13 protein-coding genes and 1 pseudogene are annotated in these 17946 nt (G+C 66.9%); all 14 read right to left on the minus strand.

Annotation, left to right across the window (positions count from 1 at the left end; genetic code table 11):
* Positions 1-489: 489 nt before the first annotated feature.
* Positions 490-1662: a hypothetical protein gene (locus ACN27E_RS05640; RefSeq protein WP_422747272.1), complete on the minus strand. Its 1173-nt coding sequence runs from the start codon at positions 1660-1662 to the stop codon at positions 490-492.
* 34 nt (positions 1663-1696) lie between these two features.
* The gene (locus ACN27E_RS05645; RefSeq protein ID WP_422747274.1) at positions 1697-2464 is read right to left on the minus strand and encodes a hypothetical protein; all 768 of its coding nucleotides are present in this window, start codon (positions 2462-2464) and stop codon (positions 1697-1699) included.
* 131 nt (positions 2465-2595) lie between these two features.
* Positions 2596-3954 carry a Pup--protein ligase gene (gene pafA / locus ACN27E_RS05650; RefSeq protein ID WP_422747276.1) on the minus strand — a complete coding sequence of 453 codons (1359 nt, stop codon included), beginning with the start codon at positions 3952-3954 and terminating at the stop codon, positions 2596-2598.
* 93 nt (positions 3955-4047) lie between these two features.
* Complete coding sequence (locus ACN27E_RS05655; RefSeq protein WP_422747278.1) at positions 4048-4833, minus strand: IclR family transcriptional regulator; 786 nt, start codon at positions 4831-4833, stop codon at positions 4048-4050.
* A gap of 10 nt (positions 4834-4843) precedes the next feature.
* A pseudogene (locus ACN27E_RS05660) lies at positions 4844-6623 on the minus strand (putative nucleotidyltransferase substrate binding domain-containing protein).
* 51 nt (positions 6624-6674) lie between these two features.
* Entirely contained in the window at positions 6675-8201 is a 1527-nt protein-coding gene (locus ACN27E_RS05665) for a GMC family oxidoreductase (RefSeq protein ID WP_422747280.1), read from the minus strand.
* On the minus strand, positions 8194-9714 hold the full coding sequence (locus ACN27E_RS05670; RefSeq protein ID WP_422747282.1) for an APC family permease: 1521 nt from the start codon (positions 9712-9714) through the stop codon (positions 8194-8196). Before ACN27E_RS05670 ends, ACN27E_RS05665 begins: the two co-directional genes overlap by 8 nt.
* A 12-nt stretch (positions 9715-9726) precedes the next feature.
* The gene (locus ACN27E_RS05675; protein ID WP_422747284.1) at positions 9727-11220 is read right to left on the minus strand and encodes an aldehyde dehydrogenase family protein; all 1494 of its coding nucleotides are present in this window, start codon (positions 11218-11220) and stop codon (positions 9727-9729) included.
* Positions 11221-11224: 4 nt separating this feature from the next.
* A complete protein-coding gene (locus ACN27E_RS05680; RefSeq protein WP_422747286.1) occupies positions 11225-12385 on the minus strand; it encodes an aromatic ring-hydroxylating oxygenase subunit alpha in 1161 nt (386 codons plus the stop codon).
* Positions 12382-13527: an N-methyl-L-tryptophan oxidase gene (gene solA, locus ACN27E_RS05685; RefSeq protein ID WP_422747288.1), complete on the minus strand. Its 1146-nt coding sequence runs from the start codon at positions 13525-13527 to the stop codon at positions 12382-12384. Before solA ends, ACN27E_RS05680 begins: the two co-directional genes overlap by 4 nt.
* Positions 13528-13529: 2 nt before the next feature.
* Positions 13530-15956 carry a GcvT family protein gene (locus ACN27E_RS05690; RefSeq protein ID WP_422747290.1) on the minus strand — a complete coding sequence of 809 codons (2427 nt, stop codon included), beginning with the start codon at positions 15954-15956 and terminating at the stop codon, positions 13530-13532.
* Positions 15957-16125: 169 nt separating this feature from the next.
* Entirely contained in the window at positions 16126-16839 is a 714-nt protein-coding gene (prcA, locus tag ACN27E_RS05695) for a proteasome subunit alpha (protein WP_422747292.1), read from the minus strand.
* A gap of 11 nt (positions 16840-16850) precedes the next feature.
* Positions 16851-17741, minus strand: coding sequence for a proteasome subunit beta (gene prcB, locus ACN27E_RS05700; RefSeq protein WP_422747294.1), 891 nt, complete (start codon positions 17739-17741; stop codon positions 16851-16853).
* On the minus strand, positions 17738-17932 hold the full coding sequence (locus ACN27E_RS05705; RefSeq protein WP_422747295.1) for a ubiquitin-like protein Pup: 195 nt from the start codon (positions 17930-17932) through the stop codon (positions 17738-17740). The genes prcB and ACN27E_RS05705 overlap by 4 nt, the downstream gene beginning before the upstream one ends.
* Between the last annotated feature and the right edge of the window lie 14 nt (positions 17933-17946).

The following is a 17946-nucleotide window of genomic DNA, read 5'->3' on the forward strand; positions in this document are numbered from 1 at the left end:
GGTCTATGTTATTGGCTGCCGCGGACTTACGGTACGTATTGATTCTTTCCTGAGCTGATCTAACATTCCCCCGAATGGCCTCCTTCGCGCTGGCTACGTCCAATGCAGCATCCTGCGCGAATCCGATAGCCGTGCTGAGCCGTTCAGCATGTGAACTCATCTCGGAACTATGCGCACTGACCCGCGCGCCAGCGCTCCCAGCGGCAGAGCCAATCCACACATCGGGTCCATTAAAGATATGAGCGCCTTTAGAATCCCATTTGCCGCGGGCAGTTTCGAGCGATGTCTTCGTCGCACCAAGAGTCGTCGCCCTTGAAGACAACACTGTTTCGTCGACTTCCGGCCACGCGCCGGGACCGGTCATTTCTGCGGCGTAATCACCGCTCGGCCGTTCAGTCGAGGTGGCCATCTAAAAAACCGCCACGCAACGATCGACGCGACCATCGGCGTATTTCAGTGACGGGAGATACAACGCAGGCGATGGCAGCATCACGATTTATTCACCTTGCAGCCAGACTTCAAGGTGGCTGCTAAGAAAGTGGCCGCGTTGGTGAGGAAGTTGTCCGACGATGTGTATGTCGGAATCGCTAGCACGAATGCTCGCTGATACTGCGCAGCCAAGACGCCGAAGTCTTCGAACAGTGGGTTTTCGCTTGATCGCGCTACTTCCTCATATTGGTCTGCATAGCCACCCATTGTCGTAGCCACTTTCTCATTGATGGAGCGCTGCTCGGGAGTCCATGCGGTGGCTGGAATGGAGGGATCCAATTCTCTCCAAGTTTTAGTGTCATCGTCTGACTGCGCGAGGACGTCCGCCCAGCGGGTACACACAGCGTCCGCGGCCCGCAACGACGGTTGCGGGTTCTCGCCGTCCGCAGCCGACGACAACCTTGTCGGCGGTTCGACATCGCTCACTAGCGGTGCCAGTCTCTGAGCACTCTCGTAGTCGATAGACGAGCAGATCGCCGCAGCCGACGACGTGAGCCCATCGGCGGTACTAGCTAGAAATCGGTCATCACCCACGTAACCCGGGATCCGGTCGCTGAAAGCTCGTGCGTACGCCACGAACTGCTCATAAAGCTCACGCATCACGCGATGCGGCGTTAGAGGTATCAGGCTCACCGTCTGGTCGGCAGCCTTGTCGAGTGCCGCCTTCACCGTTTCGTACATGGTTCGCTGAACAGGCGTCCACGCAGTGGAGGGAATGGACTGATCACGATCTGCCCAATTAACTGATTCGCTCGTCCGCGCATACTCGCGCGCGATTGTGTTCCACGCCTTGCACGTCGGATCCTCGGTGATGATGTTCACCGGCCCCGTATCGTCCGCACTCGCAAACTCCGAATCAGCCCCATCGGTCGGCGTCGCCGACGGGCCACCAGACTCTGGACGCACCACCAGCACCGTGATCGTCACCGCCAAAGCAACCACCAGCGCAACGATGATCCCGCCCAGAATCCACTTTCCCTTGCCGCCCTTGGGCGGCGGACCCGCAGGCGGGCCACCCCACTGCGGCTGCCCCGGCGGCGGACCCCACGGCGGCGGACCACCGAACTGCCCCCCAGCCGAATCCGGCTGCTGACTCCCCCACTGCGGCGAACCACCAATACCCCCGCCGTGCGGTCCGCCGTACGGAGTAGAAGGAGGAGGAGGCAAAGTCATATACACACCTTCGCGTCGTCAGAACAACCCACGGTCACAACACCACCGATTCTGATTGAGCCGGCCGCGTCGGCGCCGGCTTCGGAACAGGCGGCGCCTCGGGCACCGGTTCGGCCTGTGGAGCGGCAGGCTCAGGCCGACTCGGGCCCACGTCGGGCGCCCGCTCGCCGGTCCCGTTCTCCGGCCCGGCCTCGCCGTGCTCGTCCTCGCGCCGATCCGTCTCGTCGTCACCTTCGCGCTCACGCAGCTCTTCAGCCAGCGTGGACTTCTCGTCCTTGCTCGCCCCGCCGATTTCGCCGATCTGGCCGGACAACTGGCTCATCTGCTGCATCCCGCTCTGGATGCCCTGCATGATCCCCTGCGGAATCTGCGCCGCCATACTCGCCAGCTGCATCGGGATCTGCGCAGCCTGCTGAGCCATCTGCATGGGCATACCCGCCATCTGACCCATCTGGCCCGCCTGTTGATCGACGCCTCCGGCGCCCGCCGCACCTGCGCCCCCGACCCCCCGTGCCTCGAGCGCTTTGGCCACCTGGTCGGCGACTTGTTGATCGGTCTGCTCGTACATCCCGGCGGCCTTGATGATGTTGCGCGCCGTCTCGAGTGCCTCTTCTTTGGTGCGCGGCAACCCGTCGATCAGCGGCTGCTCGATCTGCTGGGTCCGATTCTGAATCGCCAACGACAGCGCATCAGTGCCTTCGAGCACGAGCGGCGGCAGCGGCTCCGGGATCGCGTTCGCCCCGTCGACCAGCCCGTTACCGCCGCTGGCCAGCTCTCCGGTGTTGACTCTCAACTCTTCCATCGATGCCCCCAATCACACCCAGCGCGCGGCGTCGACTGCCGGGAAACACGCACCGGCAGCCCCACCTGTAACCGTGCAGCAAATGTTACCCGAGCATCACCAGGCGTCACCGCACCAAAGTGGGGTGCGCACTACATGCTGGCGATGAGCCGCTTCACCCGCTCGTCGACCGACCGGAACGGGTCTTTGCAGAGCACCGTGCGCTGCGCCTGATCGTTGAGCTTGAGATGCACCCAGTCGACGGTGAAGTCCCGGCCGGCTTCCTGGGCGGCGCTGATGAACTCTCCGCGCAGTTTGGCCCGCGTCGTCTGCGGCGGCGTGTTCACCGCCGCCTCGATCTCCTCGTCGGTGGTGATCCGCGTCGCGAGCCCCTTGCGCTGCAGTAGGTCGAACACACCGCGCCCCCGCTTGATGTCGTGATACGCCAGGTCGAGCTGGCTGATCTTCGGGTCGGACAGCTCCATGTCGTAGCGGTCCTGGTAACGCTGGAACAGCTTGCGCTTGATCACCCAGTCGATCTCGGTGTCGACCTTTGCGAAATCCTGGCTCTCCACCGCGTCGAGCTGGCGGCCCCACAGATCCACCACCTGCTCGATCTGCGAGTTCGGCTCCCGGGTCTGCAGATAGTCGACCGCGCGCGAGTAGTACTCCCGCTGGATGTCGAGCGCACTGGCCTGCCGCCCGCCGGCCAGCCGCACCGGGCGCCGGCCCGTCAGATCGTGGCTCACCTCGCGGATCGCCCGGATGGGGTTGTCCAGCGAGAAATCGCGGAACGGCACCCCGGCCTCGATCATCTCCAACACCAGCGAGGCCGTTCCGACCTTCAGCATGGTGGTGGCTTCGCACATGTTGGAGTCGCCGACGATGACGTGCAGGCGACGGTACTTCTCCGCATCGGCATGCGGCTCGTCGCGGGTATTGATGATGGGACGTGAGCGGGTCGTTGCGCTCGACACCCCTTCCCAGATGTGCTCGGCGCGCTGGCTCAAGCAGAACGTCGCCGCCTTCGGCGTCTGCAGTACCTTGCCCGCGCCGCAGATCAGCTGGCGGGTGACCAGGAATGGCAGCAATACATCAGAGATTCGGGAGAACTCCCCCGCCCGCACGATCAGGTAGTTCTCGTGGCAGCCGTAGGAGTTGCCCGCGGAGTCGGTGTTGTTCTTGAACAGATAGATGTCCCCGCCGATGCCCTCGTCGGCAAGCCGCTGTTCGGCATCGACCAGCAGGTCCTCGAGCACGCGCTCACCCGCCCGGTCATGGGTGACGAGCTGCTGCAGGTTGTCACACTCGGCCGTGGCGTACTCCGGGTGCGAGCCCACGTCGAGATACAGCCGCGCGCCGTTGCGCAGGAAGACGTTGGAGCTGCGGCCCCACGACACCACCCTGCGGAAAAGATAGCGGGCGACCTCATCCGGACTCAACCGGCGATGGCCATGAAAGGTGCAGGTCACGCCGAATTCGGTTTCGATGCCCATGATTCGTCGCTGCACGTCAACGAGCTTACGGGGTTGTCCTGCCGATTGGTCGCCATGACCCCTGTTCACACCGTACGTGTGTTGACACCGTGGCCACCGAATGTCACGTCAGCGCGGTGGGTCGATCCATCCCAGCCGGCGGCTGATCGCCTCGGCGGCGGCCACGGTCTGTTTGGCGACCTCGGCGAAGCTGTCCTCACCCATCCGGTAGGACGGCCCCGACACGCTCAGCGCCGCGATCACCTGGTCGTTCGCGTCGCGCACCGGCGCGGCGACGGCGTTGAGCCCGACCTCGAGTTCCTCGGTGACGGTGGCCCACCCGCGCTCCCGCACGTCGGCCAGCCCGGCCAGCAGATCGTCGAGCGTCCCGATGGTGGACGGCGTGAACGCCGGCAACGTCTCGTCCAGCCGCGCCCGGACCTCCGCGGTGTCGAGTGCGGCGAGCAGTACCTTGCCGCTGGACGTCGCATGTGCCGGGCAGTTCTGCCCCACCCAGGTGCGCAGGGTGATCTCCCCGGGGCCGATGGATTCGACGACGTTGACGATGCGGTTCTCGTCGAGGATCGCCACGTTCGTCGTCTCGCCGAGGGCGTCGGTCAATCCGTCGCAGATGTCCTGGCTGAGCCGGGCGAGATCGAGATGGGCGCTACTGGCCCGGGCCAGGCGGGCGATCGCGAAGCCGAGCCGGTACTTGCCCCGCCCGGAGATCTGCTCCACGAATCCGCGGCTCTCCAGCGCTGCGATCAGCCGCGATGCCGTCGACTTGTGCACGTCCAGTTCGGCGGCGATCTCGGTCACTCCGGCCTGACCCGCCCTGGCCAGGATTTCGAGCACCAGGAGCGCGCGGTCGACCGATTGCACCGCCGCTGCCGGTCTGTCGTCGTCGCGTGCCATCCGCGCAACCCTAGACCGGCGGGATCCCGAATTGACGCACCCGGCGCTGCACCGCCACGATTTCGCGCAGCCCCTGGTTGAGCAGACTGCGGTTCAGCGGCGACAACTCCGACATGGTGATGACGTCGCCCGGCGGGTGGCCGGCGGCCAGCTGCTCCACCTGATGGGTCATGCGCAGCCGCTGCAGCATCAGGAAGACGTCGCACAGCGTGGTGGCGTCCGGTGCACTGATCGCCTTCGCATCGGCGGCGGCGGCCAATCGCGCGGGTGTGGTGGCCGACGCCATGCCGGCGGCCAGGCCGCCCCACCGCGCCAGGTTCACGATCGGGGTGACGGCGTGACTCTTCAGATCGAAGGTGCCGCCGCGGCGGGCGAGCACGTCGCGCAGCGAGCGGGTGCGGACTCGCCCCGACAACGCGTCGAGCAGCTGCAACCGCAGCGCGTTCGGGTGGTCGTCGCGCATGCGTCGGTAGGCGGTGGGCACCGTGTGCAGCGTCGCCTCACCCCAGACCACTCTGGCGTCGATCATCAGCGACGACATGATCAGGCCGCGGTCGCGCAGCGGATCGTCGAGCCACCCGCGGGCGGCCGCGAGCCATTCCGGCGCCGGCCGGGATAACGCCGGTTTCCAGGCGACCGCGCCGTTGCGGTCCGACGGCAGTCCGCACCCGTCCAGGATCTGGTGGACTCGTCGGGCAATCGAGCGCAGGGTTCCCGCATCGCGGCACAGGTCGGCTCGCCATGACAGGGCACTGTCGACGTCTGAGGACGGCATGGCCTCCCGGCGGGCCACGCTGCCCAGCGTCAGCCATGCCACCCCGTCCTGTGGAGGATGGTCGGCTTCGGCGAGTGCCACCTGCAGGGCGCGCCGCACCAGGCTGTCTGTGACGACGGACAACAGGGCGCTGGTGGCGGAGGCCTTGGTGCCGTTGCGGAACAGTTCGCCGGCGATCGCCGGGACGCCCCCGCCCACCCGCTGCAATTCGGCTGCGTCCGAGGCGTTTCCGATGGCGCGACGTAAGAGAAAGCTCTGTCGTGCGGACGCGGTGAGCAGGTCACCGTCCTCGAGCACGCCGACCACCGCGCCGTGTCCGGTGACCACGGGCATGTGCCGCAGCCCGGTGTCGAGCATCTCCATGAGGACCGTCTCGCTGGTGAGATCGGTGGTGACCGTGCGGGCCGGTGCGCTCATCACAGCCGCCACCGGTACGTCGACGGGTAGACCGGCCGCCACCACCCGGGTGCGCAGGTCCCGGTCGGTGAAGATGCCGAGACTTCCGTCACTGAGCCGGATCAGGGCGCACGACACGCGTCTCCGGGTCATGGCCACCACGACGTCACGCACCGTGGTGGCTGGATCCACGATGAGGGGCTCGCCGTGCACCAGATCGCCGACGACCCGTCCGTCGGTATCGACGGAGGCCCGCGCCGAGCGGTTCGCCGGTGCCGCATTCCACGCCGACGAAGGCCAGGAAGGCCAGGCCCGCGGGGCGCGCGAACTGGGCCTGGACCTGCCGGCCCGGCAGGCGCGCCAGGGTGCTGGGCAGCGCGGCATAGGCGGTGAACGGCAGTCCACCCCCGGTGAGCATCGGGGTGTAACCGAAGATCCCGCCCACGCCGACGGTGTCGAGGGGCGCGCCGTCGCCACTGGCCTGCAGGATCACCTGCCCGTCGAGCACCATCCAGATCGCGTCGGGGACGTGGTGGGCGTAGTCGGCCACCAACTGACCTGCCGCGAACTCTTCGGCCGTCGCATCCGCGGTGAGCCGGTCGAGTTCGTCGTCCGGCATCGACTGGAACGGGATGTGCTGGGCCAGGAAGCCGCGCAGGTCCACCGCGCGTCAGCCCGCCCGGATCAGATCAGAACACTTCTCGGCCATCGTCATGACCGTGATGTTGGGGTTGACCGCAGGCAGTTTCGGCATTGCCGAGGCATCGACCACCCGCAACCCCGACACTCCTTTGACCCGCAGCTGCGGATCCAGCACGGCCATCGGATCGTTCGGTGCGCCCATCCGGGCGGTGGCCGCCGGGTGATACACCGTGTTGTGGCACTGGTGGATGTAGTCGAGCAGTTCGTCGTCGCTGGTGGCGTCCGGGCCGGGCGCGAGTTCCCGCGCCACCCAGGGCGCCAGCGGTGTCTGCTCGGCGATCCGGCGGGCCAGCCGGACGCCGGCGAGCATGATCCGTTCGTCATAGCCGTCCGGATCGGTGAAATAGCGCGGATCAACGCGGGCCCGGTCCCGGAAGTCGCGGCTGCGCAATCGGACGGTGCCGCGGCTGCGTCCCTGAGTCACGTTGGGGGTCAGGCAGAATCCGTTGTCGGTGGTGGGATAGCCGCGCCGCAGCGTGTTCATGTCGAACGGCACGCTCCCGTAATGCATCATCAGATCGGGTTGGGTGACGCCCTCGTCGAGGGTGGCGAACAGCCCGATCTCCCACCACTGTGTGGACTCGGTGACCATCGGACGCGATGCCTCCCAGAACACCAGGCCTTCGACGTGATCGTCGAGGTTCGCGCCGACGCCCGGTGAGTCGACCCGCACCGGGACGCCCATTTCGCGCAGATGCGCCGTGGGCCCGATTCCGGAGAGCATCAACAACTTCGGGGTGTCGATCGCACCGGCGCAGACGATGACCTCGCGGCGCGCGGACACGCTGTCGTATCCGGTCAGATCGGGCCGCTGGTAGCGCACGCCGACGGCGGTCGGATGGTCGGTGGCATCGTCGAACAGGATCTCGGCGATCCAGCAGTCGGTACGCACGTCGAGATTGCGACGGGTGCCGAGGATCGGGTGCAGGAACGACTTCGATGTCGAGTTCCTGATGCCGTCCTCGCCCCCGTTGATCTGGAACCACCCGGCGCCGTTGCGGATCGTCTCACCTCGATTGAAGGCGACCGTCGGTATCCCGACCAGCGCGGCAGCTTCCAGAACCGCTGTGCCGCAAGGATCCGCGGGAGGAACGTCGCGTAGGAGCACCGTCTCGGTGAGGCGTCGGGTGAGCGGCAGGATCTCCGCCGCGCTCCACCCCTGTGCACCCATCTGCACCCACTCGTCGAGCGCCTCGGCCGGCGGATGGAAGGCGATGCACGAGTTGTGTGAAGAACAGCCCCCCAGGACGCGAGCCCGGGCGTGCCGCATGAACGAATTGCCCCGTTCCTGCGGCTCCACCGGGTAATCCCAGTCGTAGCCGGAGTCGAGCAGATGCATCCAATCCGCGAGGACCAGGATCCTGTCGTCGCCGACGTCCGATGGCCCGGCCTCGATGAGGCACACGGTGACGTCGGGGTCCTCCGACAGGCGGGCGGCCAGGACGCATCCCGCAGTGCCGCCGCCGGCGATGACGTAGTCGAAGGCGTCAGCCATCTTTGGCCTCGGCGGCGTGGGACTTCAGGCAGCCGATGTGGTTGCGGCCCTTGAGGGCGTACCAGAGCAGGCCGGCCCCGAGGATGACGCCGATGTAGATGAACGCGCCCCAGGCGTAATACCACTGCTCGCCGTACACCACGGCGCGCGGCCAGGCCAGGTTCAACGACATGCCGATTCCCCACACCACGGCCACGATGTTGACCGGTAGCCCCCAGCGCCCCATCGTGAAGTAGCCGCCCTCCTTGAGGTCCTTGGGCGGCCATTGGCCCTGCAGCCGCTTCTTGAGCAGCGGCGCGGTGACCATCAGATAGGCCAGGTAGATCATGATGATCGCGATCGAGGTCAGCACCGTGAAGATCTTGGGCTGGCCGATGTTGATCACCAGGATGATCACCGAGATGACGCCGATGGTGACGGCGGGGACGATCGGCGTCTGCGTCTTCGGGTGGACCGTCGCCAGTCGCTCGCCGAAGGGCAGCGCGTTGTCGCGGGCCATCGCGAAGGTCAGTCGGATGGCAGCGGTGTGGACCGCCAGCGTGCACACCGTCACCGCGATCACGATGCAGATCAGGAAGATCTTTCCGAGCGGACCCCACATGACCTGCTCGACGATGTACTGCAGGCCACCGGAGCTCTCCCCCAGCTGAGGGTCTTCGAGGTTCGGCGCAGCCAGGACCGCGAAGACCAGAATGCCGCCACCGATCACGAACGAGGCGAGGATGGCCCGGGCGATGGCCTTCGGTGCGGTGCGGCGCGGCTCGACGGTCTCCTCGCCGAGTGAGCTGGCGGTGTCGAAGCCGTACATGACGTAGCCCGACGCCAGTGAGGCGATCAGGAAGACACCCAGATAGCCCATGCTCTCGCCGGCGCCGTATCCGTTGGAAGAAAAGAAGATGTCGGGGCTGTTCTGCACATTGACCGCCAGTAGCACCACGATCAGCACCGCGGCGATCAGCTCGATGAACACCCCGGCGCTGTTGATCAGTGCCATCAGCTTCACCCCGAGCGCGTTCACCAGCGTGGTGAAGGCGATCAGGATCGCGCCGAGCAGAACCGCGTTGGCCGCGTAGGACGCATTGTCACTGCCGTCGCCGATGATCTGGAATCCGCTCCACAGCCGGGGCAGGTTGAGTTGGTAGGCCAGTGCGACCGCTGAGATCGTGACGATGGATGCGGTGAGCATCAGCCACCCCGACGTCCACCCGACGAGCCGGCTGGCCAGCTTCTTGCTCCAGTTGTAGACCGACCCGGCCACCGGATACTTGGCGGCGAGTTCCATGAAGCACAGCGCCACGGCCATCTGCCCGACGAACACGATGGGCCACGACCACAGATAGGCCGGTCCGGCGGTGCCGAATCCGAAGTAGAACAGTTGGAAAGTGCCGGTCAGGATCGAGATGTAACTGACCCCGGCGGCGAAGCTGGCGAATTTGCCGATGCTGCGGTCCAACGACTCCCGGTATCCGAAGTCGTCCAGACCACTGTCAGCCTGCGGTTCCCTGATGACCATGGTGAGGGTCTCCTACCCCTTGAACCAGCCGGCGGCCTGCGGTGCGGTGTTGTGCCAGATGTGCTTGAGCTCTTGATATTCGGCGAGGCCGGTGGGTCCGAGCTCGCGTCCGTTGCCCGACTTTCCGAAGCCACCCCACTCCGCCGCCGCGGTGTAGTAGCCGAAGTCGTTGAGCCACACGGTGCCGTGCCGCAGTGCGCGGGCCACCCGTTCGCCCCGCGCGGCGTCGGAGGTCCGAATCCCCGCCGCGAGACCGTAGTGCGTATCGTTGCCGAGCGCGATGGCCTCGGCTTCGTCGGTGAATCGTTCGACGGTGAGGATGGGCCCGAAGGTCTCCTCGGTGACGATCCGCATCGAGCGGTCGCACCGGTCGAAGATTGTGGGCCGGTAGAAGTAGCCGGCGCTCAGGGCGGGGTCGTCGGGGCGCTCGCCGCCGCACACCAGCATGGCGCCTTCGGACAGGCCGAGGGCCACGTAGTCCTCGACCTTGGCGCGGTGCTGCTCGGAGACCAGCGGTCCGGTCTCGCTGGCGGGGTCGAGCCCGTCGCCGATCCGGATGCGGCCGGCCCGATCGGCGAGTGCGGCGACGAAGTCGTCGGCGATCGACTGTTCGACGATCAGCCGGGTGCCCGCCGAACACACCTGGCCGGAATGCAGGAACACTCCGGTGAGCACATGGTCGACCGCGAGATCGAAACCGTCGGCAGCACCGGCGATATCGGCGAACACGATGTGCGGGTTCTTGCCGCCGAGTTCCAAGGCGACCTTGGTGACGTGTTTGGCCGCCGTCTCGGCGATGATGCGGCCGGTGGCCACACCCCCGGTGAACGAGATGAAGTCGACGGCGTCGGTGTCGGTGAGCGCGGCCCCCAGACGTGCGCCGCTGCCCTGCACCAGGTTCACCACTCCCGCCGGCGCGCCGGCTTCCTGGAGCAGATGGGTGAAGGCGATCGTCGTCAGCGGCGTCACCTCACTGGGCTTCAGCACCATCGTGCACCCCGCCGCCAGGGCGGGAGCCACTTTCCAGGACATCTGCAGCAGCGGATAGTTCCACGGCGCGATGAGCACGCAGACCCCGATCGGCTCCCGCACGACGCGGCTGACCACCGCCGGGTCACCGACGTCGACGACCCGGTCGGCCTGCACGGCCACCAGCGCGGCGTAGTAGCGAAACACCGAGACCACGTCGTCGATGTCGATGCGGCTCTCGGCCAGCGTTTTTCCGGTGTCGCGCGTCTCCAGCAGCGACAGGCTCTCCTTGTCGCGCAGCAGCAGGTCTGCGACACGGTGCAGCAGGGCCGCGCGTTCAGCGGCCGGGGTGGCGCGCCATGTTCCTTCGTCGAATGCCGTGCGGGCCGCCGCGACAGCGGCGCAGACGTCATCGGGATGCGCCTCGTCGACCGTGGCCACGACGCTGCCGTCGGCCGGGTTGACGATGTCGCGGCGGCCGCCGTCGGACGCAGCCCGCCAGGACCCTCCGATCAGGAGGTCCGGTTCACCGTCCATGGGTCTAACCCCTTGCGCACCCGTCCGACATGCCGAGACGGGACACTACCCATTGATGGAACTCCGCGAGGTGATGTTCGGCAGGTACGAGGACACCGCCATGCCGGTAGGCCCGTGACGACATGGCCGGCTGGGTGCGCTCGCACGCGGCGAAGTCCTGCTCGTTGACCCGGTGGAACAGCTCGACCGAATGCGACACATCGTGGCCGGCGGCCACCACGTCCGGCGCGTAGAGCCAATCGCACTCGACGACGGTGCGATCAGGTGCCAGCGGATACATGCGGTGGAAGATGATGTGGTCGGGTACCAGGTTGACGAAGACCGACGGGCGGACGGTGATGGCGTAGTAGCGGCGGTCCTGTTCTGCGGTGACACCGGGCAGCCGCTCGAAGCCCTCCGAACCGTCGATGGTGAAACCGTCTATCTGCGCACCGAATTGCGCGCCCTGGCCGACGTTGGCCTGTGCGGCGACGCCACGGGCGAATTCCGGGAGTACGTCGACCAGTTCGGGATGGATGGAGCTGCAGTGGTAGCACTCCATGAAGTTCTCGACGATGAGCTTCCAGTTGGCGGCGACGTCGTAGACGACGCGCCGGCCCACATCGAGGCCGCCGATGCCGTACCGGTTGATGGCATCGGAATCGCCCAGTGTCCTCGTCGTGTCGGCGACGACGTCCTCGAAGGGCGGCGGGACGTCCGCCAGGCACACCCAGGCGTACCCGAGCCATTCGGTGAGCGCCACCGGAACCATGCCGTATTTGTAGCGGTCGATTCCCGCTCCGGTCTCGTCGGTGAGGGACCCGATGTTCGGCGCAGCCATCAGCTTCCCGTCGAGCGCGTAGTTCCACGAGTGATACGGACAGCGGATGCTGCGCTTGACCTGTCCCTCGGACTCCGTGCACAGCTGGGCTCCGCGGTGCCTGCACACGTTGAGGAAGGCCCGCAGCAGACCGTCCCGCCCCCGCACCACCAGGACGCTCTCGCGGCCCACCTGGACCTTCTTGAACTTGCCCGGCAGGGCAAGGTCCGCGGAGCGGGCCGCGCAGAACCACATGCTCTCGAAGATGCGTTCCTGCTCGGCAGCGAAAACAGCCGGGCTGGTGTAATAGTCGCCCGCGAGCGTGGCGAGCAGTGCCGAGGTGGGCTCGGCCGCGAGTTCAGTCATGCTGTCACCAACCGACGGGGATCGAAGAGACCGATGGGATGTGCGGTGGATCCGGTGGTGGCCAGGTCGGCCAGGATCTCGCCGATCACGGGTACGAACTTGAAGCCGTGTCCGGAGAATCCGCACGCCACCGTCACGTTCGAACAATCCGGATGTCGCGCGATCACGAAGTGCTGATCCGGGGTGTTCGAGTACATGCAGGTCGCCGAATGCACCAGTGGTCCGTCGAGGGCGGGTAACAACCTGCTTGCCTCCGTGCGCATCTCGCTGATCTCGGCATCGTGCACGGTGCGGTCGATGGTCTCCGGTGTGCACTCGACGCCGTTGCGGAAGAAGGCGACCTTCACACCTCCGGCGGGACCGTCGATCGCGGGGAATCCGTAGATCTGCGCGCCAGAGGCATCCTCGGAGATGAAGATCGGAAGGTCCTCGAAGGCCGCCGTGCCGCCGAGCGGATCGAACCAATACAGGACCTGACGCTCGACGGTGATCGGGATCCCGAACTGCGCGAGCAGCGTGGGCGCCCACGCGCCGGGACAGATCACCAGCTGACCCGCGGTGTAGCGGGCGTCGGCCGTCCTCACCTCGACACCCTGCGCCGTCTCCGACCATCCGGTCACCTCCTCGCCGAAGCGCAGGGTGGCGCCGGCGGTCTCGGCGAGATCGATGTGCGCCTGCACCGTGGTCTCGGGCCGGGCGAATCCGGCCTTCGCCTCGTAGAGCGCGACGTCGCCAGGACGCGGGGTGAACTGGGGGAACCTCGAACGGATCTCGGCCGCATCCAGCATCTCGTGCGGTAGGCCCCACTCGCGGCTCGCCCGCTGGCTGCCGGCCACCGTCAAACAGCCAGGGTCGCCCAGGAACAAGCCGCCGGTCATCCGGTAGACCTCCCGGCCCGAATCGGCGGCCAGCTTGTCCCACAGCTCATAGGCCCGCAGCAGCAGCGGGACATAGGCCGGGTCCTCGAAGTAGGACTGCCGGATGATGCGCGAGCCGCCGTGGCTGGACCCACGGTCGTGGGCCGGGGTGAACCTCTCCAAACCGAGCACGCGCTGACCGCGTGTGGCCAGATGATAGGCAGCGGCGCTACCCATCCCGCCGAGACCGACGACGATGACGTCTGCGTGTGTCGAGTGCGACATGGCTATCTCCGGATCCGCAGCATCTCGGGGTCCACCACGGGTTCGTCGTGGACGGTGGCGGCGAAGCATCGACCGCGGTGGTCCACGGTGACGGGTGTGCCCACGGCCGTGTCGGTGGGCAGCCAGGCGTAGGCGATGGTCCGGCCGACGGTCGCCGAGTATCCGGCGCTCGTGACGTAGCCGGCGCAGTCACCGGCGCAGAACACCGGTTCTTTGCCGAGCGCGACCGCCGCCGGCTCGTCGAAGACGATGCTGCGCAGGGTCTTTGCCGGTGCGGACGCGTGTTCGAGGGCGGCTCGGCCGACGAAGTCCCCCTTGTCCATCCGCACAGCGAAGCCCAGGCCTGCGGCATCGGGCCGGTGTTCGGTGGTCATGTCGGCGCCCCAGCTGCGGTAGCCCTTCTCGAGCCGCAGGCTGTTGAAGGCGATGCGGCCCGCGGCCACGACGCCGTGCTGGTGACCGGCGTCGTACAGCAGATCCCACAGCGCAGCACCGTATTCGGCACCGGCGTAGATCTCCCAACCCAATTCGCCGACATACGAGACCCGCATCATCGTGACGGGGATGGCGCCGAGATGCGTCCGCAAGGCCCGGAAGTATCGAAATGCATGATGCGACAAGTCGTCCGGGCACAGGGGCTGCACCATATCCCGCGCCCGCGGACCCCAGACCCCCACGCAGCAGGTGCCGCCGGTGACGTCGCGCAGTACGACATCATCGGGCCGGTGACGCTCGAGCCAGTCGAAGTCGCGCGGTGAATTCGCCCCCACCTGGAAGGTGTGCTCCCCCAGCCGCGCGACGGTGAGGTCGCTACGGATCCCGCCGGCCTGGTCGAGCATCAGCGTGTAGGTGACCGATCCGACGCTCTTGTCGACGTTGTTCGTGGTCATCCGCTGCAGGAACGCGGCGGCGCCGGGGCCGGCGATCTCGTAGCGGGTCAGCGGGGTCATGTCGTACATCGCGACGCGTTCTCGGGTGGCCGCGGCCTCGGCGACCGCGATCGGCGACCAGAACCGAGCCGCCCAGTCGTCACGGCCCGGGACATCGACGCCGTCGAGCAGTCCGGCGTTGGCCTCGAACCAGGCCGGGCGCTCCCAACCGCCACCCTCGTAGAAGTAGGCGCCGAGTTCCCGGTGGCGGGCATGGAAGGGGCTGGTGCGCAGCCCCCGCAGCTTCTCGCGGAACTGATGGGGATGCACGATGTCGTAGACCTCGGCGAAGGCCTGCGAACTGGTCTGCAAGATGAACTCGGGACTGCGCGCGACGTCTTCGAAGCGGTACAGGTCGCATTCGCTGACGTCGACCGACGGCGTCCCGTCGACGATCCACTCCGCCGTCGCCTTCGCCACCCCGGCCGAATGGGTGACCCAGACCGCCTCGGCCACCCAGAATCCGGCGAGATCCCGGTGTTCTCCCATGATGGAAAACCCGTCCGGAGTGAACGAGAAGATGCCGTTGAACGCCTCTTCGACCTTCGAGTCAGCAAGGGTGGGAAGCAGATTCACGGCGTTGCGCCATGCCGGCGCAAAATCCTCGTCGGTGAACGGCAGCATCGAAGGCATCGCTTCGTCGGCGGTGTCGGCCATGAGTGTCGACATGTCGACCGGCATCGGGCGGTGGCTGTAGGAGCCGATACCGATGCGGTCGACGTGCTCGCGAAAGTACAGGTCGGCGTCCTGGTGACGCAGGATCGGAAGGCCCGCCTCGGAGAGTTCGGTATTGCGCCCGACCAGTCCCGGAACCTGCCCGGTACGGGCGTATTGGTGAGCCATCGGCACCAACGGGAGCACCAAGCCGACCTGCCGGGCCAGTTGGGCGCCCCAGAATCCGGCCGCGCACACCACGATGTCGGCGTCGATGACACCGGTGGTGGTGCGTACCCCGGTGACGCGTGCGCCGTCGTCGGTCACGCCCAGCACCTCGGTGTGTGCGAGGAATTTCGCACCTCGCGCCATCGCCCGGCGGGCCTGCGCCTCGGCGGCCCGGACCGCTTTGGCCAGGCCGTCACGCGGGGTGTGGAAGCCACCGAGGATGCAGGCGGGGTCGAGCAGCGGATGTAGCGACGCGCATTCGTCGGGGGTGACGAGCCGGCCGTCGATCCCCCAGGCCTGCGCCCACCCGGCCTTGCGGTGCAGATCGGCCCACCGCTCCGGCGTGGTCGCCACCTCCAGGCCGCCCACCGGATTGAACACCCACCCGCCGGGATGTTCGAGGTCGCTGAACTTCTCGACGGTGTAGCGCGCGAACGTCGTCATGGTCTTCGACGGGTTGGTCTGGAACACCAGGCCCGGCGCATGGGAGGTCGATCCGCCGGTGGCGAACAGCGGTCCGCGGTCGACGACGGTGAGATCGGTGATCCCTCTGGCCGTCAACTCGTCGGCCAGCGACGTGCCGACAATGCCGGCACCGATCACGACGACTCTGGGCATGGCTCGACCGCTTTCGCTTAGCTGTGCTGTGTTGTTGCGCGATATGCAACGTGATGTTCTATACGCAACAGTGATGATTCACCCCATGGTCGGTGAGCGCAAGACGGACACGCGAAAAAGCCGCCGACCGGGGGTCCGATCGGCGGCTAGGTTCGACTCGAAGAGCGGGCTACTCGGTGCGCTGTGGAAGCAGCGGCTCCAACGCCGAGCCGGTGATGCGCCGGAAGGCCCGGCGCGGACGGTTGGCGTCCAGGATCGCCACCTCGAGCGTCGCGGGACCGAGCGTCTTGGTCTCGCCGCCGTTGCCCCCGCCCGCCTCCAGCGCCTCGACCGCAATGCCCACCGCGTCGGCGAGCTGGGCGTTCTCCGAATAGGAATCGTTGAGTTTGGCGATGATCGGCTCGGTGGTACCGCCCATGACCACGAAGTGCGGTTCGTCCGCGATCGACCCGTCGTAGGTGATGCGGTACAGCTCAGGGGCTTTCGTCTCGCCGTAGTGGGCAACCTCGGCCACGCAGAGTTCGACCTCGTAGGGTTTGGCCTGCTCGGTGAAGATGGTGCCCAGCGTCTGTGCGTACACGTTGGCCAGCTGTCGGCCGGTCACGTCGCGGCGCGAATACGCATAGCCCTGGGTGTCGGCGAATCGGATACCGCCGCTGCGCAGATTGTTGAACTCGTTGAACCGGCCGACAGCCGCGAAGCCCACCCGGTCGTAGAGTTCGCTGACCTTCTGCAGTGAGCGCGACGGGTTCTCGGCCACGAACACCACACCGTCGGCGTAGGCCAGCGCGACGACGCTGCGGCCGCGCGCGATGCCTTTGCGCGCGAGCTCGGAGCGCTCGCGCATCGCCTGCTCGGGCGAGATGAAGTACGGGAAGCTCACGAAGTGCCTGCCTATTCGGCGTCGGGGCCGAACGTGTCGGCGCGCGAACGACTTTGGATGATTTCGCGGGCCAGTCCGGCGATCCGCTCCTCGCTGACCTCTTCGGCGCCGTCGGCGCTGAGGACGACCGCCGTCGGATAGATGCCTCGCACCAGATCCGGTCCGCCGGTGGCGGAGTCGTCGTCGGCGGCGTCATAGAGCGCCTCGATCGCCACCCGCAGCGCCGATTCGGCATCGACCACCTGGCTGTAGAGCTTCTTGATCGACGACTTGGCGAAGATCGACCCCGAACCGACCGACTGGTAGCCCTCTTCTTCGAGGTTGTGGCCGCCGGCGGCGTCGAAGGACACGATGCGCCCCGCCGACTCCGGGTTCGGGTCGTCCAGGTCGTAGCCGGCCAGCAGCGGAAGCGCCACGAAGCCCTGCAATGCCGCGCCGAGGTTGCCGCGCACCATCGTCGCCAGCCGGTTCACCTTGCCCGGGAACGTCAATGCGACCCCCTCGAGCTTCTCGTAGTGCTCGAGTTCGACGGCGTAGAGACGGGCGAATTCGACGGCGATGGCCGCGGTGCCCGCGATACCCGTCGCCGTGTAGTCGTCGGTGATGTACACCTTCTGCACGTCGCGGCTGGCGATCATGTGTCCCTGGGTGGCGCGCCGGTCGCCGGCCATCACCACCCCACCCGGATACTTCAGCGCAACGATCGTCGTGCCGTGCGGCACCGCATCGGTGACGCCACCGCGGGCGTCAGCACCGCCGAACGGCAGCAGATGGGGAGCCTGGCTGCGCAACATGTCGGAGAACGACGACAGATTCCCGGGGAACGAGGGCGTCACGGAGGGGGCTCCGGGAGTCGGTCGGGTGAAGGGATCGGCGAGCGGTTCGAACTGCTGCCAGGTCACTGTCCGCCCTTTTGGACGTATGCGCGCACGAAGTCCTCGGCGTTCTCCTCGAGCACGTCGTCGATCTCGTCGAGCAGATCGTCGGTCTCCTCGGCCAGCTTCTCGCGACGCTCCTGCCCGCCGGCCGCGCCTGCGGTGAGGTCGTCGTCCTCGCCGCCGCCACCGCCACGCTTGGTCTGCTCCTGCGCCATCGCCGCCTCCTGCA

This window comes from Mycobacterium sp. WMMD1722 (assembly GCF_049315205.1).
Lineage (GTDB): Bacteria > Actinomycetota > Actinomycetes > Mycobacteriales > Mycobacteriaceae > Mycobacterium.

Bases quoted from the DNA above. Each gene is read 5' to 3' on its own strand.
- ACN27E_RS05640 (WP_422747272.1), bottom strand. From the start codon at position 1,662: ATGACTTTGCCTCCTCCTCCTTCTACTCCGTACGGCGGACCGCACGGC.
- ACN27E_RS05645 (WP_422747274.1), bottom strand. From the start codon at position 2,464: ATGGAAGAGTTGAGAGTCAACACCGGAGAGCTGGCCAGCGGCGGTAAC.
- ACN27E_RS05655 (WP_422747278.1), bottom strand. From the start codon at position 4,833: ATGGCACGCGACGACGACAGACCGGCAGCGGCGGTGCAATCGGTCGAC.
- ACN27E_RS05665 (WP_422747280.1), bottom strand. From the start codon at position 8,201: ATGGCTGACGCCTTCGACTACGTCATCGCCGGCGGCGGCACTGCGGGA.
- ACN27E_RS05670 (WP_422747282.1), bottom strand. From the start codon at position 9,714: ATGGTCATCAGGGAACCGCAGGCTGACAGTGGTCTGGACGACTTCGGA.
- ACN27E_RS05675 (WP_422747284.1), bottom strand. From the start codon at position 11,220: ATGGACGGTGAACCGGACCTCCTGATCGGAGGGTCCTGGCGGGCTGCG.
- ACN27E_RS05680 (WP_422747286.1), bottom strand. From the start codon at position 12,385: ATGACTGAACTCGCGGCCGAGCCCACCTCGGCACTGCTCGCCACGCTC.
- solA (WP_422747288.1), bottom strand. From the start codon at position 13,527: ATGTCGCACTCGACACACGCAGACGTCATCGTCGTCGGTCTCGGCGGG.
- ACN27E_RS05690 (WP_422747290.1), bottom strand. From the start codon at position 15,956: ATGCCCAGAGTCGTCGTGATCGGTGCCGGCATTGTCGGCACGTCGCTG.
- ACN27E_RS05705 (WP_422747295.1), bottom strand. From the start codon at position 17,932: ATGGCGCAGGAGCAGACCAAGCGTGGCGGTGGCGGCGGCGAGGACGAC.